At 62.2% G+C, this 21,651-nt stretch carries 18 protein-coding genes; 10 read left to right on the top strand and 8 right to left on the bottom strand.

From position 1 onward, the window contains the following. Window positions 1-10: 10 nt before the first annotated feature. From AC5ZG5_RS40870 to AC5ZG5_RS40860, 3 genes are all read right to left on the bottom strand, one after another. Window positions 11-553 (bottom strand): DUF2059 domain-containing protein, encoded by a 543-nt coding sequence (locus AC5ZG5_RS40870; protein WP_130228068.1) that lies wholly within the window; start codon window positions 551-553, stop codon window positions 11-13. A 25-nt stretch (window positions 554-578) separates the two neighbouring features. Beyond that, window positions 579-1,271, bottom strand: a complete 693-nt coding sequence (gene rpiA / locus AC5ZG5_RS40865) for a ribose-5-phosphate isomerase RpiA (protein WP_456646321.1) — start codon at window positions 1,269-1,271, stop codon at window positions 579-581. A 245-nt stretch (window positions 1,272-1,516) separates the two neighbouring features. Further along, entirely contained in the window at window positions 1,517-2,344 is an 828-nt protein-coding gene (locus tag AC5ZG5_RS40860; RefSeq protein WP_130228069.1) for an SDR family NAD(P)-dependent oxidoreductase, read from the bottom strand. Window positions 2,345-2,545: 201 nt separating this feature from the next. Here AC5ZG5_RS40860 and gph point away from each other — a divergent pair, with 201 nt between their 5' ends. From gph to nhaD, 6 genes are all read left to right on the top strand, one after another. After that, complete coding sequence (gene gph, locus AC5ZG5_RS40855; RefSeq protein WP_130228070.1) at window positions 2,546-3,232, top strand: phosphoglycolate phosphatase; 687 nt, start codon at window positions 2,546-2,548, stop codon at window positions 3,230-3,232. A gap of 151 nt (window positions 3,233-3,383) precedes the next feature. Next, window positions 3,384-3,857 carry a hypothetical protein gene (locus AC5ZG5_RS40850; protein WP_456646314.1) on the top strand — a complete coding sequence of 158 codons (474 nt, stop codon included), beginning with the start codon at window positions 3,384-3,386 and terminating at the stop codon, window positions 3,855-3,857. A gap of 270 nt (window positions 3,858-4,127) precedes the next feature. Continuing rightward, on the top strand, window positions 4,128-5,162 hold the full coding sequence (moaA, locus tag AC5ZG5_RS40845) for a GTP 3',8-cyclase MoaA (RefSeq protein WP_028166532.1): 1,035 nt from the start codon (window positions 4,128-4,130) through the stop codon (window positions 5,160-5,162). 338 nt (window positions 5,163-5,500) lie between these two features. Next, window positions 5,501-6,040 (top strand): TRAP transporter small permease subunit, encoded by a 540-nt coding sequence (locus AC5ZG5_RS40840; RefSeq protein WP_028166533.1) that lies wholly within the window; start codon window positions 5,501-5,503, stop codon window positions 6,038-6,040. Beyond that, window positions 6,037-7,638 carry a TRAP transporter large permease gene (locus tag AC5ZG5_RS40835; protein ID WP_130228072.1) on the top strand — a complete coding sequence of 534 codons (1,602 nt, stop codon included), beginning with the start codon at window positions 6,037-6,039 and terminating at the stop codon, window positions 7,636-7,638. Before AC5ZG5_RS40840 ends, AC5ZG5_RS40835 begins: the two co-directional genes overlap by 4 nt. A gap of 120 nt (window positions 7,639-7,758) precedes the next feature. Further along, window positions 7,759-9,039 (top strand): sodium:proton antiporter NhaD, encoded by a 1,281-nt coding sequence (gene nhaD, locus AC5ZG5_RS40830; protein ID WP_456646313.1) that lies wholly within the window; start codon window positions 7,759-7,761, stop codon window positions 9,037-9,039. A 356-nt stretch (window positions 9,040-9,395) separates the two neighbouring features. On the opposite strand, the gene AC5ZG5_RS40825 is transcribed toward nhaD, so the two are convergent. Further along, window positions 9,396-10,256 carry a L,D-transpeptidase gene (locus tag AC5ZG5_RS40825; RefSeq protein ID WP_165435393.1) on the bottom strand — a complete coding sequence of 287 codons (861 nt, stop codon included), beginning with the start codon at window positions 10,254-10,256 and terminating at the stop codon, window positions 9,396-9,398. Window positions 10,257-10,859: 603 nt separating this feature from the next. On the opposite strand from AC5ZG5_RS40825, the gene AC5ZG5_RS40820 reads away from it, so the two are divergent. Then, window positions 10,860-12,035 (top strand): YXWGXW repeat-containing protein, encoded by a 1,176-nt coding sequence (locus AC5ZG5_RS40820; RefSeq protein ID WP_456646312.1) that lies wholly within the window; start codon window positions 10,860-10,862, stop codon window positions 12,033-12,035. Window positions 12,036-12,140: 105 nt separating this feature from the next. Here the strand turns inward: AC5ZG5_RS40820 and AC5ZG5_RS40815 are convergent, their stop codons facing one another. Beyond that, window positions 12,141-13,322, bottom strand: coding sequence for a radical SAM protein (locus AC5ZG5_RS40815; protein WP_456646311.1), 1,182 nt, complete (start codon window positions 13,320-13,322; stop codon window positions 12,141-12,143). 553 nt (window positions 13,323-13,875) lie between these two features. On the opposite strand from AC5ZG5_RS40815, the gene AC5ZG5_RS40810 reads away from it, so the two are divergent. Together AC5ZG5_RS40810 and AC5ZG5_RS40805 are read left to right on the top strand one after the other, a co-directional pair. After that, complete coding sequence (locus tag AC5ZG5_RS40810; RefSeq protein ID WP_456646310.1) at window positions 13,876-14,838, top strand: phosphotransferase family protein; 963 nt, start codon at window positions 13,876-13,878, stop codon at window positions 14,836-14,838. 256 nt (window positions 14,839-15,094) lie between these two features. After that, window positions 15,095-16,348 carry an MFS transporter gene (locus AC5ZG5_RS40805; RefSeq protein WP_456646320.1) on the top strand — a complete coding sequence of 418 codons (1,254 nt, stop codon included), beginning with the start codon at window positions 15,095-15,097 and terminating at the stop codon, window positions 16,346-16,348. Window positions 16,349-16,444: 96 nt separating this feature from the next. Here the strand turns inward: AC5ZG5_RS40805 and AC5ZG5_RS40800 are convergent, their stop codons facing one another. Further along, window positions 16,445-17,533, bottom strand: a complete 1,089-nt coding sequence (locus tag AC5ZG5_RS40800; RefSeq protein WP_456646309.1) for a TRAP transporter substrate-binding protein — start codon at window positions 17,531-17,533, stop codon at window positions 16,445-16,447. Between the two features lie 273 nt (window positions 17,534-17,806). Here AC5ZG5_RS40800 and AC5ZG5_RS40795 point away from each other — a divergent pair, with 273 nt between their 5' ends. After that, complete coding sequence (locus tag AC5ZG5_RS40795) at window positions 17,807-19,045, top strand: glycosyltransferase (RefSeq protein WP_456646308.1); 1,239 nt, start codon at window positions 17,807-17,809, stop codon at window positions 19,043-19,045. An 82-nt stretch (window positions 19,046-19,127) separates the two neighbouring features. Here AC5ZG5_RS40795 and AC5ZG5_RS40790 read toward each other — a convergent pair whose 3' ends face one another. Next, window positions 19,128-20,216 carry a TRAP transporter substrate-binding protein gene (locus AC5ZG5_RS40790; protein ID WP_028167047.1) on the bottom strand — a complete coding sequence of 363 codons (1,089 nt, stop codon included), beginning with the start codon at window positions 20,214-20,216 and terminating at the stop codon, window positions 19,128-19,130. Between the two features lie 196 nt (window positions 20,217-20,412). Then, a complete protein-coding gene (locus AC5ZG5_RS40785) occupies window positions 20,413-21,546 on the bottom strand; it encodes an Mrp/NBP35 family ATP-binding protein (protein ID WP_456646307.1) in 1,134 nt (377 codons plus the stop codon). Between the last annotated feature and the right edge of the window lie 105 nt (window positions 21,547-21,651).

Raw genomic sequence — 21,651 nt, 5'->3', positions numbered from 1 at the left:
CTTCAGAGAATTAGATCTCCTTGCCGCGCTTGCGCATCTCGGCCCGGAACTGGGCGTTCACAGTCTCGGCGAACTGCTGCGCCCACTGGTTCATATAGGACATCGAGAACTGGATTGCCCGGGGCTCGCTGGCGAGCAGCTTCTGGCCCAGCGGCGACTTGTAGAAGGTGACGAGGTCCTTCAGTTCCTGCTCGGTGAATTCGTTGGCATAGACCTTGGCCATGCCATCGCCGATCTCCTGCTCGCGGCCGGCCAGGTTCTTGGCGACGATGGTGGCGACCTCGTTGAGGTCCTTCTGGTAGTTGAGGTTGGACTGCAGCAGGCTTTCCTTGGTCTGCAGCACGATGTTGGGAACCGCGTTGGCGTACATCGCGCTCGCGTTCTTCATCTTGAGGATTTCCTTGGCCGCTGCGATCGCCGCCGGCGAGCCTTCCTTCAGCGCGGGCGCCGCCGCGGGAGCCGGCGCCTTCTGCTGCGCGCTCACCGATACGGCGGTCAGGGCCACAGCCAATCCGAGGCCTGTGGCCGACAAAATCCGTACAAAGCTCGTCATTCTAATTCTCCCAGAATTTACGGCGTCAGCGCCGTTCAACAACGCGAATTCCCTGCGCGCCCGCCAGCACGACCGTGCCGGCGAGACCGATGAACAACCCGTGCTCGACAACGCCCGGGATCACGCTCAGCAGTCCCGCCAGACGCGGCGCATCCCCTATCCGTCCCAGATGGGCATCGACAATCCAGTGGCCGCCATCGGTGACAAAAACGTGGCCATCCTTGGCCGTCCGCAGCCCCATCTGGCCGGCAACGCCGGCGTCCGCAAAGGCCTTGGCGATCGCCGCCTTGGTCGCCGCGAGCCCGAACGGGATCACCTCGATCGGCAGCGGGAAGCGGCCGAGCGGATCGACCCATTTGCTCTCATCGGCGATCACGACCATGCGATCGGATGCGGCCGCCACGATCTTCTCGCGGAGCAGCGCGCCACCGCCGCCCTTGATCAGGTTGAGCGCGGGATCGACCTCGTCGGCGCCATCGACCGTGAGATCGAGATGGTCGATCTCGTCCAGCGTCGCGAGCGCAATGCCGCAGGCTTCGGCCTGTGCGCGGGTCGCCTCCGAGGTCGGCACGCCCACGACTTTCATGCCACCGCGCACCTTCTCGCCGAGCAGGTCGACGAAATGCTTGGCGGTCGACCCGGTGCCGAGCCCGAGCTTCATGCCGTCGCGCACCTCTTGCAGGGCGCGCGCGGCGGCCTGTCGTTTCAATCCGTCCATGTCCACGTGCGACGATTTCCCAGAACTTGTTCGCGGGACCAGTTGTCAAGGCTTGGGAGCGGCCCCATCCCCGCTCCGGCGGCGCATATCTAGCCGCCTTTTGCGCGCAGGGACAGCGCCAACAGCGCCTTATACGGCCGCGGAATGCAGTTTTAATATTCGATCAGAACCCGGCGCCAGCGCGCTGTTTTTCCACGCTTTCTTCCGGCGACGCGATGCTTCGTCCTCTACCGAAAGATTAACTTTCAGACCTCGTCCATCGCGGCCAGGATCGCGCCAAACCGAGTCTCGACCTCGGCCCGCATGCCGGGATGGGTAAATACATAGAGGCGATCCTCCCGTATGGCGGCAAGGACGCGTGCGGCGACGTCGGCCGGATCGATGCCGGCCTCAAGCTGCCGCGCGATCTCCGCGACCATGGCGGCCGCCGGGCTCTCAGGATCGAGTGCAGGCGTCGGACCGTAGCGCGGAGGGCGGTTGCGTCCGCTCTCGCCGATCCGGGTCCGCACGAAGCTCGGGCACAGCACGCTGACGCCGATGCCAAGCGGCTTGAGCCGCAGGGCCAGCCCCTCGGACATGCTGACGACCGCGAACTTCGTCGCTGAGTAAGGGCTGAAGCCGAGGCCGCCGTTTATCCCCGCCATCGAGGCGGTGTTGACGATGTGCCCGCCCTCGCCGTGCTTGCGCATGTGCGGCAGGAAGCTTGCGATGCCATGCACGACGCCCATCAGGTTGACATCGATCACCCAGCGCCAGCTCTCGAGCGAGATCGCGTCAATGCCGCCGCCGGCGGCGACGCCGGCATTGTTGCAGAGAATGTGGACATTGCCGAAGGCATCGAACGCGGCACCGGCGGCGTCCTCGACGCTTGCGGGATCGGCGACATCGCAGAGCGTGCCTCTGACGCTCGAGCCAAACTCAGCCAGACTTTTGACGGCGCGTTCGAGCGCGTCCGCCTCGATGTCGGCGAGCATCACCTTCATGCCGGCCTCCGCGAACGCACGACCAAGCGCGAGGCCGATGCCGCTGGCCCCGCCGGTGACAAAGGCTGTTCTGCCGGCAAGTTCACGCATGGAACGCCCTCCCATCGATCATGATCCGACGTAATCGGATCATGATCTCATCTTTTTGTTTGAGCATGATCTTCCCGCGCAACGCTTCGCGTTTGTCGCGAGGGAAAAACCGGTCTCCACTTTTCCGGATCATGCTCTATGCGCAGCGAAGTCCGCCCTCTTCTCTTGCATGACGGCGCCGGAAACGATAGCCAAAGGAGGATGAACTCTCCCGGCATTGTCGTTTTCGATCTCGACGGTACCCTCGTCGATACCGCGCCCGACCTGATCAGCGCGCTCAATTACGTGCTGGACCGCGAGGGCTTGGCCCCGATGCCGCTGCAATCGGCGCGGACCATGATCGGCGGCGGAGCACGCAGATTGATCGAGCGCGCGCTCGAGGTCGAGGGCCGCCAGATCAGCACGGACGACGTCAGCCGGCTGACCAAGGATTTCATCGACTATTACGCCGCCCATATCGCCAACGAATCGCGCCCGTTCGAAGGCCTGGAAAACGCCCTGGACGAACTCGCCGCGCAGGGGTTCCGCTTTGCGGTCTGCACCAACAAGCTCGAGTTCCTGTCAAAGCTCCTGCTCGATCAGCTCGGCCTGAGCGGCCGGTTTGCTGCAATCTGCGGCGCGGACACCTTCGGAATCTCGAAACCGGATCCCGCGATCCTCCGGCAAACGGTGGCGCGGGCGGAGGGACAGCTATCCTCCGCAATCATGGTCGGCGATGGCGGGCCGGATGTCGGGGTCGCCCGACGGGCAGGTATCCCGGTGATCGGAGTCGAATTCGGCTATACCGAGATACCTATCGCCGAATTGAAGCCGGATCGGCTGATCGGCCATATGCGGGAGCTGCCGGCGGCCGTCGACAGCCTCGCCAGGGCTGTGAATATCTCTTAACCTACTGAGATAACGTTGCTTTTCTGCAACGCCACGCATCCTTATTAACCATCGCTTAGCGAATTCGCCCTGCGCCGTTGCGCCGCAGTGCCCACCCTCCTATGGTCCGGCCGGGGATTGTGGCTCTCAGCCACAGTTAGGTGGATCAATCATGCGTCGTGTCATCGCGATTGCCGTCGCCGGGGCAAGCCTGGCGGGCTGTTCGTCTTTTTCTTGGGATTCGTTCAAGTCGGCGCCTGCGCCGGTCCAGGTTCAGCTCGAATCGACGCCTCCGGGCGCGGACGCGGTGACCTCGGTCGGACCGGGCTGCAAAACGCCCTGCACCGTCTCGGTGGCAGCGCCCGACAGTGGCTTCTCCGTCACCTTCAACCTGCCGAAGTATGAATCGGCCACGGTTCCGGTCACGGTGGTCCGCAACCCCGGCGACCTCACCACTGCGGCATCGACCGTCGTCGATCCAAATCCCGTGGTTGCGGAACTGAAGCCCACGGCTCCGCCGCCCAAGGCGCGCAAGCTGCGGCCGAAGCGGCCGAAGCCGGCCGCCGCTGCGGCAGCCCCCGCAGCCGAGTCGGCCACCGCTGCCGGTACGCCTTTCCCGGATCCGAACGCGCCGGTGCAGCGCTAGAGTATATTCGGTTCTGATTGAATCAGAACCGAAGCTCCAGATTCTTGTTTTGACGCGTTTTCTGCGCAGATAAGTCTACGCAATCTGCGTAAACTTGATTGCTACGCGAACCGGCGTCCACTTCGCTCGAAAACGCTCTAAATTACACGTTCGCACTGCACTATTTGACGGAGCGCATTGTCGGACGGTAACAAGCTGCCTAGATTGTGCTCGCGGAGCCACTTCCCTTTCGTCCGGCTCCGTCGAGCAAGGCGTTGGCAAGGCGTGTGAATGAGCGCGATTTCGCTTCCCCCCTCCGAATCCCTGTTCCGTCCGATGACCGATCCGTTCGGCCGGACGATCCGCTACCTGCGCGTCTCCGTCACCGACCGCTGTGACCTGCGCTGCTTCTACTGCATGTCGGAAGACATGACCTTTCTTCCGAAAGCCGATCTCCTGACGCTGGAAGAGCTCGACCGGCTGTGCTCGGCCTTCATCGCCAAGGGCGTGCGCAAGCTCCGCCTCACCGGCGGGGAGCCCCTGGTGCGGCGCAACGTGATGACGCTGGTGCGCTCGCTGTCGCGGCATCTTGCCAGCGGCGCGCTCGATGAATTGACGCTGACCACCAACGGCTCACAGCTCGCGCGCTTCGCCGGCGAACTCGCCGATTGCGGCGTGCGCCGTATCAACGTCTCCCTCGACACGCTCGATGCCGACAAGTTCCGCGCGATCACGCGCTGGGGCGACATCGACAAGGTCCTGGCCGGGATCGAGGCGGCGCGGGCCGCGGGGCTTGCGGTCAAGATCAACGCGGTGGCGCTCAAGAACATGAACGAGGACGAGATCCCCTCGCTGATGGAGTGGGCGCACGGCAAGGGCATGGCGCTGACCTTGATCGAGGTGATGCCGATGGGCGATATCGGCGCCGGCCGTATCGATCAGTATGTGCCGCTGTCGCTTCTCCGCGCCCGGCTGGAAAAGCAATTCACGCTGACCGATCTCGAAGAGAGCACCGGCGGCCCTGCCCGCTATGTCCGGGTCAGCGAGACCGGCGGCAAGCTCGGCTTCATCACGCCGATGACCCACAATTTCTGCGAATCCTGCAACCGCGTGCGCATCACCTGCACCGGCACGCTGCACACCTGCCTGGGCCACGAGGATGCCTCCGATTTGCGCAAACCGCTGCGCGCGTCGGCAGACAACGAGCTACTGTCGGCCACGATCGACCGCGCCATCGGGTTGAAGCCGAAGGGGCACGATTTCATCATTGATCGCCGCCACAACCGCCCCAGCGTCAGCCGGCATATGAGCGTCACCGGCGGCTGAGGGCCGCCCGCCTCGGCCCAGCCAGCCCTCTCGAAAACGGCCGATCGGACCGGGATTCACCAAGCCCATGCAGCGGCTTGGGGCCGCGTCAATTTGCCCATTTTCCAATTGACCTTATCACCCCACGCTGAAATGGTGCGGCAGCTTTCACGCCAGCTCGGCCGGACAGGCCGCTGCCCTACCCGGTGCAGCCAAGACGGCAGAAGCACACCGATGGGGAGGACTGGCATTGCAATCGCTCGTAGAGGTGAGCTTTGGCATCACGCGCGTTGGCGCAGTGGCGTAGCGATGCTCGTTGACACAAACGGCGCGCGTTTGGCGCAGCCGCGGAGACCATAATGCGCCCTTTGATGGGATTGAGTACAGCCATCGACCGGCTCAATGAGAAGATCGGCTATATCTGCAACCTCCTGGTGCTGATTGCCTGTCTCGTCAGCGCCGGCAATGCGATGATCCGCTACGCCTTTTCCTATAGCTCGAACGGCTGGCTCGAAGCGCAGTGGTACATGTTCGCCGTCCTCGTGATGTTCGGCGCGTCCTACACCTTCAAGCGCAACGAGCATGTCCGGGTCGAGATCTTCTATCTCATGCTCTCCGAGCGCGGCCAGCTCTGGCTCGACCTGATCGGCACGCTGTTCTTCCTGATCCCGGCCTGCCTGCTGCTCGCCTATTTGTCCTGGCCATTCTTCTACCAGTCCTATGCGGTCGGCGAGATCTCAAGCAATGCCGGCGGCCTGGTCCGCTGGCCAATTAAGTTCGTCATTCCGGCGGGTTTCGTGATGCTGGCGTTGCAAGGCGTCTCGGAGGTGATCAAGCGCATCGCGGCGCTGCAGGGCTATGTGACGATCGACGCGAAGTACGAGAGGCCGACCCAATGATTACGCTGGAGATGATGCCGCCACTGATGTTCGGTGGCATGATCATAGCCATGCTGATCGGCTACCCCGTGGCATTCACGCTGGCCGCAGTCGGGCTTTCGTTCGGATTCCTCTCGATCTATCTCGGCTTCTTCGACCTCAACTTCCTGCAGGCGATCCCCGGCCGCATCTTCGGCAGCGTGCTGTCCAATGAGCTGCTGCTCGCAATCCCCTTCTTCACCTTCATGGGCGCGATCCTGGAACGGTGCGGGCTTGCGGAGGACATGCTGGATTCGATGGGCCAGTTGTTCGGCCCGATCCGCGGCGGCCTCGGCTATTCCGTCATCATCGTCGGCTTCATCCTGGGCGCGATCACCGGCACGGTGGCGGCGCAGGTGATCGCGATGGCGCTGATCTCGATGCCGGTGATGATCCGCTATGGCTACAACATACGCTACATCACCGGCGTGCTGGCGGCCTCGGGCACCATCACCCAACTGGTGCCGCCGTCGCTGGTCCTGATCGTGCTCGCCGACCAGCTCGGCAAATCGGTCGGCGACATGTATCTCGGCGCCTGGGGGCCGTCGATCTTCCAGATCCTCCTGTTCGCCGGCTACACCTTCGTGCTGGGCATCATCAAGCCGAGCCACGTGCCGGCGGTGCCAAAGGAAGCGCGCACGCTGACCGGCTGGGCGCTATGGAAGAAATGCCTGCTCGGCATCATCCCATCCGCGGTGCTGATCTTCGTCGTGCTCGGCACCATGATGATGGGCCTTGCGACCCCGACCGAAGCCGGCGCCATGGGCGCGGTCGGCGCCATCGTGCTCGCCGCGATCCACCACAAGGATTTCAGCTCGACCGGGCACAAGGTAATGATCGCCGGCGTCATCGCCGCAGGCATCGGCACCATCGTCGCGATCCTCTACAGCGAGAACCTGATCTTCAAGATCATGTTCGCCATCACCTACCTTGCGGTGGTCTGGATCTGCCTCGAGGCGGTGCGCATTCCCGACCTGCGCGACCTGATCAAGCAGGGCTATGAGACCACCATGCGCATCACCTGCATGGTCACCTTCATCCTGATCGGCTCGACCTGTTTCTCGGTCGTATTCCTCGGCGTCTCCGGAGGCGTCTGGCTCGAGCACCATCTGACATCGCTGCCCGGCGGCGTCTGGGGCTTCCTGATCTTCATCAACCTCTTCATCTTCTTCCTGGCCTTCTTCCTCGACTTCTTCGAGATCGCCTTCATCATCCTGCCGATGATCGCGCCGATCGCGCAGAAGATCCTGGCGCCGGTCGTCGGCCCCGATGCCGCCCTGATCTGGTTCGGCGTCATGCTCTGCGTCAACATGCAGACGTCGTTCCTGCATCCGCCGTTCGGCTTCGCGCTGTTCTATCTGCGCGGCGTGGCGCCGAAGGAAGTGAAGAGCTCCGACATCTATTGGGGCGCGATGCCCTGGATCGGACTGCAGGCGATCATGGTCGCGCTGGTGATCGCCTTCCCGATCACGGTGACGGCCCTGCTCGACAAGCCGCTCGACGTCGACCTGACCAAGGTGAAAATCGAGGTGCCGCAGATCGACCTGCCGCCGCTCGATTTTGGTCAGCCCAAGAATTGAACTGGCGAACTGATCTGGCCGTGCCCTTCCTCCGGAGGGTGCGCGGGCAAATAGCCGCGGCGAAGCTGCTGGACGGCTGCCGATCGGGATCGGTATGGACGGGCTTGGGAGGATCAGGTCTTGTTGGCCGCAATCGTCGCGATCTTTGTCGTCGCCTACGCCGCGATCGCGCTGGAACACCCGATCGGGATCAACAAGTCAGCCTCCGCATTGCTGGGCGCCGGACTGCTCTGGACGGTGTACGCCGTGGCGAGCGGCGACGCGGCCCTGATCGACAAGCAGCTCAACGAATCCGTCTCCACGACCGCGCAGATCGTCTTCTTCCTGCTCGGCGCCATGACGATCGTCGAGGTGATCGATGCCCATAACGGCTTTGAAGTCATTACCTCGCTGATCCGCACCAGGAAGCAAGTCACCCTGATGTGGCTGGTCGGCTTCGTAACCTTTTTCCTGAGTGCGATCCTGGACAATCTGACGACCACGATCGTGATGATATCGCTGATGCGGAAGCTGCTCGACGATGCAGACGATCGCCTGTTCTTCGCCTCCATGATCGTGATCGCGGCCAACGCAGGCGGCGCATGGTCGCCGATCGGCGACGTGACGACCACGATGCTGTGGATCGGCGGACAGATCACGCCGCTCGCGATCATCAAGGGGGTCTTCCTCGCTTCGCTGATCAACTTGATCGTCCCTCTCCTCGTCGTCTGCTATTTCTTGCGGGGCAAGGAAATTCCAGCGCTCGCAGAGGTGGAGCGTGAGACGCCCGAGACCAGCGTCTTCGAGCGCAACGTGATGTTCTACCTCGGCCTCGGCATCCTGATCGCGGTGCCCGCCTTCAAGGCCGTGACGCACCTGCCGCCGTTCATGGGAATCCTTTTTGGACTGGGCATCCTCTGGACGGTTGGCGAACTGATCCATCGACACAAGGAGCAAGACGAAAAGGAGCATCTCACCCTCCTCCACGCGCTGACGCGGATCGACATGGGCTCGATCGTCTTCTTCGTCGGGATCTTGCTGTCGGTCGCAGCGCTCGAGCACACCCATGTTCTGGAAATACTGGCCAGGTGGCTGGATGCGACCATCGGGCGCCAGGACATCATCGTCATCGCGCTCGGGCTTCTCAGCGCCGTCATCGACAACGTGCCGCTGGTGGCGGCGACGATGGGCATGTACAGCCTGACGCAGCATCCCGCCGACAGCTTCCTGTGGGAGTTCATCGCTTACTGCGCCGGCACCGGCGGATCGATCCTGATCATCGGCTCGGCGGCAGGCGTCGCCGCGATGGGCTTCGAGAAGATCCACTTCTTCTGGTACGTCCGCCGCATCAGCGGCCTTGCCTTGCTCGGCTATTTCGCCGGCGCCGCCGCCTACATCATCCAGTACCGCCTGCTGCACTAGAGCATTTTCGGTCCTGATTGAATCAGAACCGAAGCTCTAGAGTCTTGTTGTGACGCGTGCGAACCGGTTTCTACTTCGCTCGAAAACGCTCAAACCCGTAGCCGGGGTGGAGCGAAGCGCAACCCGGGACATCTGCATCAACATCTGCGGCCAGTCCCGGGTTACGCTAACGCTTCACCCGGGCTACGACACTTGGATTCATAAGTCGCTTGGCTTGGTTTACGTCTGCTCAACCGCCCATAGCGGCGTGATAGCAGACATTCCAGAACTGCCGCTCAGGACCAGACACTCACTTAAAAGCGACGACTTGAATTGCCTCCTTGTCCTCAGTTGCAGACCGAGGACGGAGGACTGAGTTACTGGACCTCGGCGATCTTCGGTTCAGATGACAGCATCTGCGCGTTGGTTACCGAGGGCCGGTTCGACGGCGATGCCGGGTCCGGCGATCGGAAAGCGGCGTCGGGCGGCGCTCCCTGGGATGGTCGACGGGCAGCGGTTGCCGGAAGCACGATCACTTTCGCTCCGACTTTCACCCGCTCATAAAGGTCCACGACGTCCTCATTGGTCAGCCGGATACAGCCGGACGAAACCCGCTTCCCGATCGTATCGGGCTTGTTGGTGCCGTGAATTCTATATTCGGTCTCGCCCAGATACATCGCCCGAGCGCCGAGCGGGTTGCCGGGACCGCCTGCCATAAACCGCGGCAGATAAGGCTGACGCACAAGCATCTCTGCCGGCGGACGCCAATCCGGCCATTCCGTCTTACGGGCCACAGTCTGCTCGCCTGACCATGTGAAGCCTTCGCGGCCAACACCGATGCCGTAGCGCAACGCTTGCGTGTCGCTCAGAACGAAATACAGGAATGTGTTCTTGGTATCGATGATCACGGTGCCCGGCGTCTGGTGGCTCGCGTAGTCAACTACCTGCCGAACAAATGCTCCGGGACCGTCAGCAGCTTTTGGTGGTTCGACCAGAGGCGCCGGGACCGAAATCGGAGCCGGAGCTGGCGCTGATGCATGAACTGGAGTTGACACGTGAACCGGAGTTGACGATGCCAGGGCTTGGGGAGCGGACGGCTTCCGTATCGGTTGCACGCTCGTCGGGCGAGACAGCAAGCTGTATCCCAATGCAGCGACGGCCACGGCGCCAACTGCAACTCTCGCGGCCATTGGTAGTGCGAGCGCTTCTGCCTTTCCACGTTTGGCCCGCTTACTCATATCTTTCCCCCGGTCACCATGCCCGGAAGAGGTACCCAGCAAAATTTAAGAAACTTCGAAGCGATTTCGCTCAGGCTGCAACCGTTAGCGGTGGTTAACGCCGAACTCTTGTTCGGCAACATAAAAATTGGGAGTGACGCTCGATATCAATTTGGCGACGTGGACGACGCACGTCACATTGCGGAACGAGTCGAAGTCTGAATTGCCGGGCCGAGCGGACACGCTCCGCTCTTTGGTTAACAGCGGCTTCGGGTCAAAGCGCGACGTCCCCCAATCCGTATGGGTCGGTCTACTTAGCCTGTCAGAAAACCATAGGCCTCACTTCGACGCTCTAGTTTCACGCAAACATCTTTATCGCCGACTTCCTTTGATCGCTATGGGTCACAAGCGGCGGTAGACTCGCGCGAGCGAGTTTCCGGACGTGAGAGCGGACCTGCGAGATCGGGCGCCAGGATATCATCGTCATTGCGCTGGGATTGCTCAGCGCCGCCGCCTACATCATCCAGCAGCGCCTGCTGCACTAGACCAGTGCGCCATAATATTGCGTCATTCGCTCAACATCGTTCCGACTCGCGGGGAGCTGCTCATGTGGAAGGAACAAGCATGCGACGCTTTCTATTCATCATCGGGCTCCTTGCCGCGCTGATCATTTCCCCCGTCACCCAAGCCCAAATCATAAGCATTACGATCGCCCCACCGGAGCTTCCGGTCTATGAGCAACCGCCGCTTCCAGCCCCTGGGTACATTTGGACGCCCGGCTATTGGGCTTACAGCACGGACGGTTATTACTGGGTTCCGGGCACCTGGGTGGAGCCGCCGGCCGTCGGCCTGTTGTGGACACCCGGTTACTGGGCATGGCGTGACGGTGTTTACGCGTGGAACACCGGTTATTGGGGGCCGCGTGTCGGCTTCTACGGTGGCGTCAACTATGGTTTCGGCTATGGCGGCGTCGGCTATGAAGGCGGCCACTGGGACAATGGCGTGTTGGCCTACAACCGCACCATCAATAATTTCGGCAGTGTCAACGTCACCAACGTCTATAGTAAGACCGTGATCAACAACAACATCACGCGTGTCAGTTTCAACGGCGGCAGTCGTGGCATCACGTCTCAGCCGACGGCGCAAGAGCAAGTGGCTGCGCAGGATCACCACGTTGCTCCTGCGCCCGCGCAGATCCAGCAGCAGCACCTGGCGAGCACGAACAGAGCGCTGCTCGCCTCCGAGAACCACGGTCGCCCGGCAATCGCAGCGACAGCCAAGCCCGGCGAGTTCACCGGCAAGGGTATTGTCGCCGCACGGGAAGCCAAGCCGGGACCCGCGCCGCTGCCGCAGCCGGTCGCTCCCAAAGCGCCTGCGAACAATGCGGTCGCCAACAAGCCCCTCGAGAGCAAGCCTCTTGCGGCCACCCCACCCGGCAATAAGCCTGTTGCGAACGATCCTCCCGGCGCGAACAAGTCACTTGAAAACAAGGCATCTGTTGCCTCGGAGCATGCTGCGCCGACCAACGGAGCGCTGCCCAAGCCGCCGAATGCGGCGGTCAGACCGGAAGCAAAGCCTCTGAATGCCGCAGCGAAGCCGGCAAATGTCGCAGCGAAACCGGTCGCCGCCCCACCGGCACCAAAACCCGGCGCCGTTGCCGCGGCCCCGAAGCCGCCCCAGCACCCGCCCGCTGCTCCAGCGCCACATCGAGTTGCCGCCGCGTCGCATCCAGCGTCGCGCCCCGCGCCCCACCCGCCGGCTGCAAAGCGAAATGTCTCGCCGCGTAACGAGGCGCATTAGACCATGACCCGATTAGGCGGATTCGGATCATGTTCTCATCTCTTCGTTTGAGCATGATCTAGCGCTCGAGACTCGAATTCCCGGTCGCCTTTCGCCATCCAGCCGCTAAGCGCGTGTCAACGCTTCGCGCACGTTGACACGTTCCCCGCCTGGCTTGGTGACATAAAGATGACTCTCCAGGACGGATTGCATGTTCTCGAACATCGAATAGAGATCGTCGCAATATACCGACGGATTGTCGTAACCATTTGCGTTGGAAAAACGATGCGGAAGATAGCCCCCTCCGCAGGCGTTCATGAACTTGCACTGCCGGCATTTCTCGCAAAGATTGATTGAGGCGCCGCGCGCCGCTTTCCAGCGCGGCTCGTTCCTGACCTCGTCGATCGCATGATCGAAGATGTTGAACCTGGTCCGCGTGAAGCCGTCGCCCGCGATGCGGAGCACATCGTGGGCCTCCACGGTGCCATCGGTCATCACGGTGCAAAGCTCGATCGGCTTGTGGCCGACGCCTTCGGTCGGCGAATTGTTGCCCAGCAGGGCAGTGATCATGTCGGAAACGATGCGGATATTGGCGGTCGGCGCCGTGCGATTTGCCGTCAGCCACAAGTCGAACAGTCCGTTGTAGAACGACGCAATGGATGGCGGCTTCTCGTCCACCGTCGCATCGGGGATCATGATGTCGTAGTTCGCAATTCCGCACGCGGCGAAAAACGCGACATACTGCTCCGGCGGGTACGCGGGATTGCAGACAGCCAGGGCGCTTACGCAAATGTCGCGCGAGACCAGCATGCGGGCGGCGCGCTCCACCGTAGCGTGGGTGCCCGTCCCCTGAAATGTCCGACGGTGAAGGTCGTGAATATGTGCCGGTCCATCGAGACTGATCGCAACCGAAATGTTGCGCGTCTCGAAGCAGTCCAGCCATTGATCATCGATCAACACGCCATTGGTCGTGACCGCGATGGGAATGTCGCAGCCGGTTCGCGATGAAATGCGCTCGCAGCCCTCGGCAAAACGGTGGAAATTCTCGACACCCCAGAGCAAGGGCTCGCCGCCGTGCAGAACGATGGGAAAATCGACGAGGGAGTATCGCGCGACGTGTTCTTCGATGCGCTGCAACAATTGATGTAGCACGCCGGTGCTCATCAGCTTGGGCTTGTCGTAGACGGCCGCGTCGCGAAACCAGTAGCAATAGGAGCAGTCGATGTTGCATCGCGCTGCCACCTTGACCAGCAACTGCGTGATCGGCTGATCCTGGAAGGCGACAGGATTTGAATCGTCAAACAACATGCCGATGCCGGTACGCGCCTGAAAAAATTGCGATTAGCTAGTATCCCCGAACAAAGCCCCCTCTGCGGAACGCGCCCGCTCCCGGAGCGTACGCGCCTCTGCGGAAGGCACCTGCCCCTGGAGCGTATCCGGCCCTGCGAAAGACGCCCGCATGCGGCCCTCGGCCAAAGCCTCGCCTGAAATAAACTTGATTTACAACGGCTTGGTCAGGAATGACGGCGGGTTGGTCGAAGCTAAGTCCTTCCGTCGAACTCTGCTCGCGCAGTTCGTTAAGCAGCGCGTCGATGCCTGGATGGTCGCTCTGAATTGTTGCGCCTGGCCCGTGCAATTGCAGGAGGCTCGCCAAAACCTTCAGCGTGGTAACCGCCATGGTCGTGCTCCTCTTCGCGATGCAGTTCAACGAACGAGCGAAAGGCCGGATGTTTATCTCAACCGAACGAGCAGCCGATAGTATACCTTTCCTATTGCAGCGTAAATGTGGTGATGCCGAGGTCTCGCCACTTTTACACCAGGCGCCGCGGATACCCCGACGTCCGAGGGAGTCAAGTTTCGAATGGACAGCACGATGAGCCTCAAGCCCGATCTAGAACTGTCCGTCGCGACGGCGCAGGCGATCGTTGATCGGACCGTTTCGAAGGGAGCTGTTGCGACGATTTCCAGGCTTCATGGCGGCGAGATCTCAGCAGTTTACGAGATCGCTTTCGCGGATCACGCGCATCCACCGCTCGTATTGAAAGTCTATCCCGACGAATTGCATTGGAAGATGCAAAAGGAGTTGACCGTCATTGGCCTCATTGCAGATCGCCTCAGCGTGTCTATTCCACGGATTCTGCTTGCGGACGACTCAAAGAGATTGCTCGGTCTAAACTTGACATTGATGACCAAGCTCGAGGGTTCGATACTGGGCCAACTGGAAGCGACTCTGGACGCGGCGCAACGGCTCGCCGCTTACGCACAAATCGGCCGGCTGCTTCGCGAGTTTCATTGCATCGCCATGGAGGCGTTCGGCTACATCGGCGCGAACGGAATCTGGACGGCGCATTCGACAAACCACCAGTACCTGACGCATCAATTCCAACGAAAGCTCAAGGAATTTGCCGAACGCGGCGGAAATGCAGACCTTGCCAAGCGGGTTGCCAGGCATTTCGCCGACCGCGCCGAACTGCTCAGCGACTGCACGCAAGCGGTGCTATGTCACAATGATCTGCACGCGGGCAACCTGCTTGCCACCGTCTCAAATGGCCGCCTACGGCTCACTGGTGTTTTGGATTTTGAAGGTGCGCTGGCCGGAGATCCGCTGATGGACGTCGCCAAAGCACTCTATTATCTCGACGCAGAGGCAAGGAGCGCGCTCCTTGACGGATACGGCGTCATGGACCGAAAGCACTGGCTTTTGACGCTCGATCTCTACCACCTATACTTCGTTCTCGAACTTTGGTGCTGGATGGCCCAAATTGGAAACAGGCAGCCGCTCGACCAGCTGGCTTTGGACCTGGACCGCTATAGCGCCACGTGATCGGCCGAAGGTCCGCACAAACATCAAACCTCGGATAGCGGTTGCGCAGTTCCGGACACGGAAGAGTGACATATTCTATCCCAACTGCGATGCACGCATGGCAGAAGGGCGCTGCCAAAACGTTGTAAGTAGTGGCGCGAGCACGAATAATCCGTGTCACTGAATCGCTTCAGGGAAGGTACAATTGTCGCGTGTCGTTGAGGAGACCAAACAGTTCGGCGTGAAGCGCGCAGCATTTGCCGCCACGATCGGCAACATGCTCGAATTCTATGATTTCATCACCTACAGCTTCTTCGCGATACAGATCGGCCACACCTTCTTCCCTGTGCAAGGCGAGTATGGCAGCCTGATGCTGTCGCTTGCGACCTTCGGCGCGGGTTTCATCACGCGCCCGATCGGCGGGATCGTGCTTGGCATCTATTCCGACCGTGTCGGCCGGCGACCGGCAATGCTGCTCAGCTTTGCGTTGATGGGGAGCGCGATCCTGGCGATCTCGATCACCCCATCCTACAACGCCATCGGCCTTGCGGCGCCGATCATTGTGATCCTGGCGCGCTTGGTGCAGGGATTTGCGCTCGGCGGCGAGGTCGGGCCGACCACGGCCTATCTCCTGGAGATCGCCCCGCCGGAACGTCGGGCGCTGGTGGTCTCGTGGCAGCCGACAAGCCAGCAGATCGCCGCCACCACCGGCGCGCTGGTCGGCTTCCTCTTGAGCAGGACGATGACGCCAGAGGCGCTGGATTCCTACGGCTGGCGCGTGGCGTTCCTGATCGGCGCCATCTGCCTGCCGTTCGGGCTCTGGATGCGCCGGACGCTGCCGGAGACGATCCCGCAAGGCGAAAGCGGCGCCCGGCGCATCGAGAGCTCGAGCCATCTCGCGCTGGCGCGCCGGCACATTCGCCTGATCGCGCTGGCGCTGATGATCTTGGCGAGCGGCACGATTTCGACCTATGTGACGCAATACATGACGACCTATGCGCAGAACACGCTCCATGTGGCGCCGTCTCTGGCCTTTGCGACGTCGCTTGTCAGCAATGGTCTTGGGATCGCGGGCGCGTTGCTGGGAGGCTGGCTGGCCGACTTGCTGGGTCGCAAGCCGGTCATGATCTATCCGCAGCTCGTCACGCTCGCGCTGACCTATCCGATCTTCCTGTGGATCGCCGGTGCACCCGGCGCGTGGTCGCTGTTGTTCGGCTTCGGCGCGCTATCGCTGATCGGATCGCTGCCGTTCACGGCTTTCTATGCGACCTTCACCGAGGCGCTCCCCCAACAGATCCGCGGCGGCGTGTTCGCCACCGTCTACGCGGTTGCAATCGCAAGCTTCGGCGGCACCGCGCAGCTCGTGGTCACGTGGCTGCTGCATATTTCAGGAGATCCGCTGGCGCCCGCCTGGTACCTGTTGCTTGCGGCCGTCGTCGGACTGATCGCGATGAGCCTGATGCCCGAGACGGCACCGGTGAAAGTGCAGGCTGGTGCACCTGCCCGTAGCCCGGGTGGAGCGAATGCGTAACCCGGGACGTCGGCATCCGCGACTACGGGCGGTCCCGGGTTGCGCTGCGCTTCACCCGGGCTACGGAGCAGGCCACCCCTTTGATTGATCGACGGATCAGCTCTGCGAGTGGCGCGCCATGAAGTTGTCGTAGCCGACTTCGGCGACCTGGAACCATTGATAGCCGTTGCTGGTATAGGCTGTCAGCGATTCATAGACCTTCTTGAAATTGGCGTTGCTGGCCGCGACTTCGGCGTGCAGCTCCTTTGCCGCCTTGAAGCTTGCTTGCATGATCTGCGGCGAGAAGGCATGCAGCTTGGCGCCGCCCGCCAGCAGCTTCTTCAACGCGGTCGGGTTCACGGTGTCGTACTTCGCCATCATCCAGTTGTTGGCTTGATGGCCGGCCTGTTCGAGGATGGCCTGGTAGTTTTTCGGCAAGTTCTTCCACTTCTCGAGATTGACCATCGCCAGCAGCATCGGGCCGCCCTCCCACCATCCCGGATAGTAGTAATGCGGCGCGACCTTCTGCAGGCCGAGCTTCTCGTCATCGTAAGGGCCGACCCATTCGGCTGCGTCGATCGTGCCTTTCTCAAGCGCCGGGTAGATGTCGCCGCCGGCGATCTGCTGCGGCACGCAACCGAGCTTCTCCATGACGCGGCCGGCGAAGCCGCCGATGCGGAATTTCAAGCCTTTCAGATCATCGACGGTGTTGATCTCCTTGCGGAACCAGCCGCCCATCTGGCACGTCGTGTTGCCGGCAAGCAGCGAGGTGACGTTGTAGCCCTTATAGAACTCGTTCAGGAGCTCCTTGCCGCCGCCCATCATGTACCAGGCCTGATTGAGCCTCGCGTTCGGCCCGAACGGCACCGATGAGCCGAAGGTGAAGGTCGGGTCCTTGCCGAAATAGTAGTAGGAGGCGGTGTGGCCCATCTCGACCGTGCCGCTCTGCACGGCATCCAGCACCTGCAGGCCCGGCACGATCTCGCCGGCGGCAAAAGTCTGAATCTGGAATTTGTTGTCGGTGGCCTCGCCGACGACCTTGGCCATGATCTCGGCTGCGCCATGCAGCGTATCGAGCGATTTCGGCCAGCTCGTCGTCATCCGCCATTTCAGCTCCGGCATCGACTGCGCGATGGCCGGCGCGGCGAGCGTGGCGGCACCGGCGGCACCAATGCCGGCGACTTTGATGAAGTCCCGTCGTTTCATGTTGTTTCCTCCCTTTGAATATGTGTCATCGGCCTTCGTACCGAGGCCTGAGGGCAGCATGGAACATCCCCTTCCCGATTGCCATGGCCAACGTTCGCCGCAGCGCGCAAAAAGCCGCGGTCAGGCAGGGTGCAGATTACCGATGCAACGAAAGATCCGATCTGCTGCAATCGTCTGGTAGCGCGGGTATCCAAATCTCTCCCATCCGACGCAATCGGCGGCCTGCCGTCGACAGGCTCGCCATCGCCGCTTCCGATCGATGGGAAACAAGCCATGTCCTACAATTTCCTGGTGGCCACCTGGGGAGACCACGGCCATCTCGGACCGACCCTGACAGCGGCGCAGCAATTGCGTGCAAGGGGTCATGTCGTTCGTTTCATCGCGCGTGCGGACGCGCGCGCGTCAGTCGAGATGGCGGGATTCGGCTTCGCGACCTGGCAACGGACGCCCCACGTTTCGCCTATTGGGCAGGCCACCGACCCCCTTCAGTACGCCTGCGATCACCTGCTGTTTGGGCCAGCCGCCGCGCAAGGTGCGGATGTCCGCGACGAAATCCGGCGCGCCACCACTGACGCTGTGTTGACCGATATGCCTCTGTTCGGCGCCGTGCTCGCCGCGGAGGCCGAACATATTCCCTGTGCCCTGCTCTCGCCCACCATCAGCCTACGACCTCTCCCAGGGCAGCCGCCGATCGGCAGCGGTCTGTCGGCGCCTCGCACGCCGGAAGAGCGCGTCGCCGTCGAGGCAGCAAGCAACCGGTTCGCTGCTCTCATGAACGAATGGCTGCCGATGCTGAACGAGGCGCGGGCGAGCCTGCAGCTTGCTCCTTGGGCTGATGTGATGGAGTTGTTCGACCGACCGGCGCGGCTCCTGATAGCGGTAAGCGCGGCGTTTGACTTTGCCCCCGACTTCCTCCCCAGCAATGTCAGGTATATCGGGCCGCTCCTGGATTCCTCGAATTGGTCGAAGCCATGGATCTCTCCCTGGTCCCGCGGGGATCGTCCGCGCGTGCTGATCTCTTTCAGCACGACCAATCAGGATCAGACCGAAGCGCTGCAACGCACGATCAACGCGGCAGGACGCGTCGATGTGGATGCGGTTGCAACGCTCGGACCTGCCCTGGAAGACGTCACCCTGCAGGCGCCGGACAATGTCACGCTGCTGCCGAGCGCCCCGCATGATGCGGCCATGAAGGAAGCCTCGCTGGTCGTGAGCCACGGTGGCCACGGCACGACGAGCCGTGCACTCGCGCATGGCCTGCCGCTGCTGGTCATGCCGTTCGGCCGCGATCAGGGCGACATTGCCGCGCGTGTGGAAGCCTGCGGCGTGGGGTTGGTCTTGCCGCCGACCGCTACGGAAGCAGAAATTGCCGCCGCCATGACGCGCCTGATCCGGGAGCCGCAATTCCTGATCGCTGCCCGACGGTTCAAGGACATCATTGCTGCCGAAGTCAGCGCAGCTCCGCTTGTTGGAGAACTGGAAGAAATCGTTCGAGCTGCAGCGAACGCCTGAATCCGGGACATCCGCATACACACCGCAAAAAAGCCCGGCCCCACGAGGGGACCGGGCCGTGCATCTACTATTTAAAGCCCGATCAACCGCGGGTGCGCGAGCGGATCATGAAGCTGTCGTAGGTGTATTCGGCGACCTGCCACCACAGATATTCGTCGGAGCGGTAGGCCTGCATTGCGTCGATCGACTTCTTGAAGTCGGGGTTCTTGGCGGAGATTTCGCTCCACAGCTCGTTGGTCGCCTTCAGGCAGGCTTCCAGCACCTCGTTGGTGAACGGACGGAGCTGCGTGCCGCCGGCAACCAGCCGCTTCAGCGCCGTCGGGTTTTGCAGGTCATACCGCGCGGCCATCCAGCTATTGGCATTCGCGGCCCCGTTGGTGAGGATTGCCTGATAGTTCTTCGGCAGCGCATTCCACTTCTCGAGGTTGACGAATGCGTGGACGGTCGGGCCGCCTTCCCAGAAGCCCGGATAGTAGTAGTACTTTGCGACCTTCTGGAAGCCGAGCTTCTCGTCGTCATAGGGGCCGACCCATTCGGCGGCGTCGATGGTGCCCTTCTCCAACGCCGGATAGATGTCGCCGCCGGCGAGCTGCTGCGGCACCACACCGACCTTCTGCAGGACCTGGCCGGCGATGCCGCCGATGCGGAATTTGAGGCCGGAGAGGTCGGCGACCGTCTTGATCTCCTTGCGGAACCAGCCGCCCATCTGAGTGCCGGTGTTGCCGCAGGGCAAACCGATGACGTTGAACTTCTTGAAGAACTCATTGCCGAGCTGCTCGCCGCCGCCCTGGTACCACCAGGAGTTCTGCTGCCGCGCATTGAGGCCGAACGGGACCGAGGCGTAGATCGCGAAGGTCGGGTCCTTGCCGACATAATAATAGGCCACCGTATGCGACATCTCGACGGTACCTGTTGACGTCGAGTCCAGCGCCTGCAGGCCCGGCGCGATCTCGCCCGCCGCGAACACCTGGATCTGGAATTTGTTGTCGGTCATCTCGGCGACGTATTTCGACAACTGCTCAGCGCCGCCATAGATCGTGTCCAGCGACTTCGGGAAGCTCGAGGTCAAGCGCCACTTGATTTCGGGAGAAGACTGCGCAATCGCCGGCGCGGCAACCGCAGTCGCGGCCGCACCGGCCGCAGAAACTTTCAAAAAGTCACGACGCTTCATCTTAAGTCATCTCCTTGCGGGGCGTTTCCCTTTTGTCCCCAAAACATCTCCTCCGGGCGGGCGAATCCTCAGGCTCCGGGGGCGCTCTGGCGGGGCCGTTTAACACGGATGGCCGCCCGCGGAAACGCGACATTGGCATGACGGGACTGGACGAAAGTCGCAAGACGCGAGGCGAAATATCGGGCGGAAAGGACTGTCAAGCCGCGGCGATCACGCCCCGGAGCTGGTCGCGGACCTTGGTCCCGATTGCGCGGTAAATCGCCGCGTGCGGCCCGTCCGGCTCGCTATCCACCACCGGATTGCCGGAATCCGAGGTGGTGCGGATCGCCATATGGAGGGGAATTTCGCCCAGGAACGGCACCCCCAGCCGCTCGGCCTCATGCCGGGCGCCGCCATGGCCGAAAATGTCCGACCGCGTGCCGCAATGCGGGCACTGGAAATAGCTCATGTTCTCGACAATGCCGAGCACGGGCACGTTAACCTTTTTGAACATGGCGAGCCCGCGCCGCGCATCGATCAGGGACAGGTCCTGCGGGGTCGAGATGATGATGGCGCCTTTGAGGGGCACATTCTGCGCCAGCGTGAGCTGCGCGTCACCGGTGCCGGGCGGCATATCGACCACCAGCACATCCAGCGTGCCCCAGGCGACATCGCGCAGCATCTGCGTGATCGCCGACATCACCATCGGCCCGCGCCAGATCATCGCGGTGTCTTCCTCGACCAGGAATCCGATCGACATGATCGAGAGCCCGAAGCGGGAGATCGGGATCATCTTCTTGTCGTCGTTGAGCGCGGGCTTCTCGCGGATCCCGGTCAGCCGCGGCACCGAGGGGCCATAGATATCGGCATCGAGCAGGCCGACGCGCAAACCGAGATCGCGCAGGCCGAGCGCGAGGTTGAGCGCGGTGGTCGACTTGCCGACACCGCCCTTGCCTGAGGCCACTGCGATAACGGCGGCGATCCCGGGGATTTCGGCCTGCCGCGACATCGGCGACGGCGCGCCTTGCGGCGGCCGATGCGTCGAGGCCGGCGCGATGCCGCCGCCGCCATGGCGGTGCGGCTGCGGCGGAGCCGCCGAGCCAGGCTTGCGCTCGGCGGTCAGCGCGATCATGGCCGCGGTGACCCCGGGGATGGCGCGCACGGCGCTCTCGGCCTGCGCGCGCACGCTTTCCCAGGCGCGCGCCTCCGCGGCATCGACATTGATCGAAAAGAACACCTTGCCGTCGCTGACCGTGATCGGCGACAGCACGTTGGCATTGGTCAGGGCGACGCCGCGCGGCGATGTCACCCCGGCCAATTTCTCCAGAACCTGTTGCTGCGTCACGCTCACAGCCGCTCTCCTGCCGAATATCCACATGGTGAAGTCACAGATATGACGGATCGGCAAGAAAGGGTAGTTGCGCCAGCACAATAGATTCCGCGGTTCACACCGCGC

The organism is Bradyrhizobium sp. Ses1, from assembly GCF_059512365.1.
The sequence above is the reverse complement of the archived record's forward strand: the minus strand, read 5'-3'. Positions and strand labels throughout refer to the sequence as shown.

Excerpts from the sequence above, each read along its gene's own strand:
- AC5ZG5_RS40860 (WP_130228069.1), bottom strand. The coding sequence starts at position 2,344 with ATGCGTGAACTTGCCGGCAGAACAGCCTTTGTCACCGGCGGGGCCAGC.
- AC5ZG5_RS40810 (WP_456646310.1), top strand. The coding sequence starts at position 13,876 with ATGGACAGCACGATGAGCCTCAAGCCCGATCTAGAACTGTCCGTCGCG.
- AC5ZG5_RS40800 (WP_456646309.1), bottom strand. The coding sequence starts at position 17,533 with ATGAAACGACGGGACTTCATCAAAGTCGCCGGCATTGGTGCCGCCGGT.
- AC5ZG5_RS40850 (WP_456646314.1), top strand. The coding sequence starts at position 3,384 with ATGCGTCGTGTCATCGCGATTGCCGTCGCCGGGGCAAGCCTGGCGGGC.
- gph (WP_130228070.1), top strand. The coding sequence starts at position 2,546 with ATGAACTCTCCCGGCATTGTCGTTTTCGATCTCGACGGTACCCTCGTC.
- moaA (WP_028166532.1), top strand. The coding sequence starts at position 4,128 with ATGAGCGCGATTTCGCTTCCCCCCTCCGAATCCCTGTTCCGTCCGATG.
- AC5ZG5_RS40820 (WP_456646312.1), top strand. The coding sequence starts at position 10,860 with ATGCGACGCTTTCTATTCATCATCGGGCTCCTTGCCGCGCTGATCATT.
- AC5ZG5_RS40815 (WP_456646311.1), bottom strand. The coding sequence starts at position 13,322 with ATGTTGTTTGACGATTCAAATCCTGTCGCCTTCCAGGATCAGCCGATC.
- AC5ZG5_RS40870 (WP_130228068.1), bottom strand. The coding sequence starts at position 553 with ATGACGAGCTTTGTACGGATTTTGTCGGCCACAGGCCTCGGATTGGCT.
- AC5ZG5_RS40840 (WP_028166533.1), top strand. The coding sequence starts at position 5,501 with ATGCGCCCTTTGATGGGATTGAGTACAGCCATCGACCGGCTCAATGAG.
- rpiA (WP_456646321.1), bottom strand. The coding sequence starts at position 1,271 with ATGGACGGATTGAAACGACAGGCCGCCGCGCGCGCCCTGCAAGAGGTG.
- AC5ZG5_RS40825 (WP_165435393.1), bottom strand. The coding sequence starts at position 10,256 with ATGAGTAAGCGGGCCAAACGTGGAAAGGCAGAAGCGCTCGCACTACCA.
- AC5ZG5_RS40805 (WP_456646320.1), top strand. The coding sequence starts at position 15,095 with ATGCTCGAATTCTATGATTTCATCACCTACAGCTTCTTCGCGATACAG.
- AC5ZG5_RS40795 (WP_456646308.1), top strand. The coding sequence starts at position 17,807 with ATGTCCTACAATTTCCTGGTGGCCACCTGGGGAGACCACGGCCATCTC.
- AC5ZG5_RS40835 (WP_130228072.1), top strand. The coding sequence starts at position 6,037 with ATGATTACGCTGGAGATGATGCCGCCACTGATGTTCGGTGGCATGATC.
- AC5ZG5_RS40790 (WP_028167047.1), bottom strand. The coding sequence starts at position 20,216 with ATGAAGCGTCGTGACTTTTTGAAAGTTTCTGCGGCCGGTGCGGCCGCG.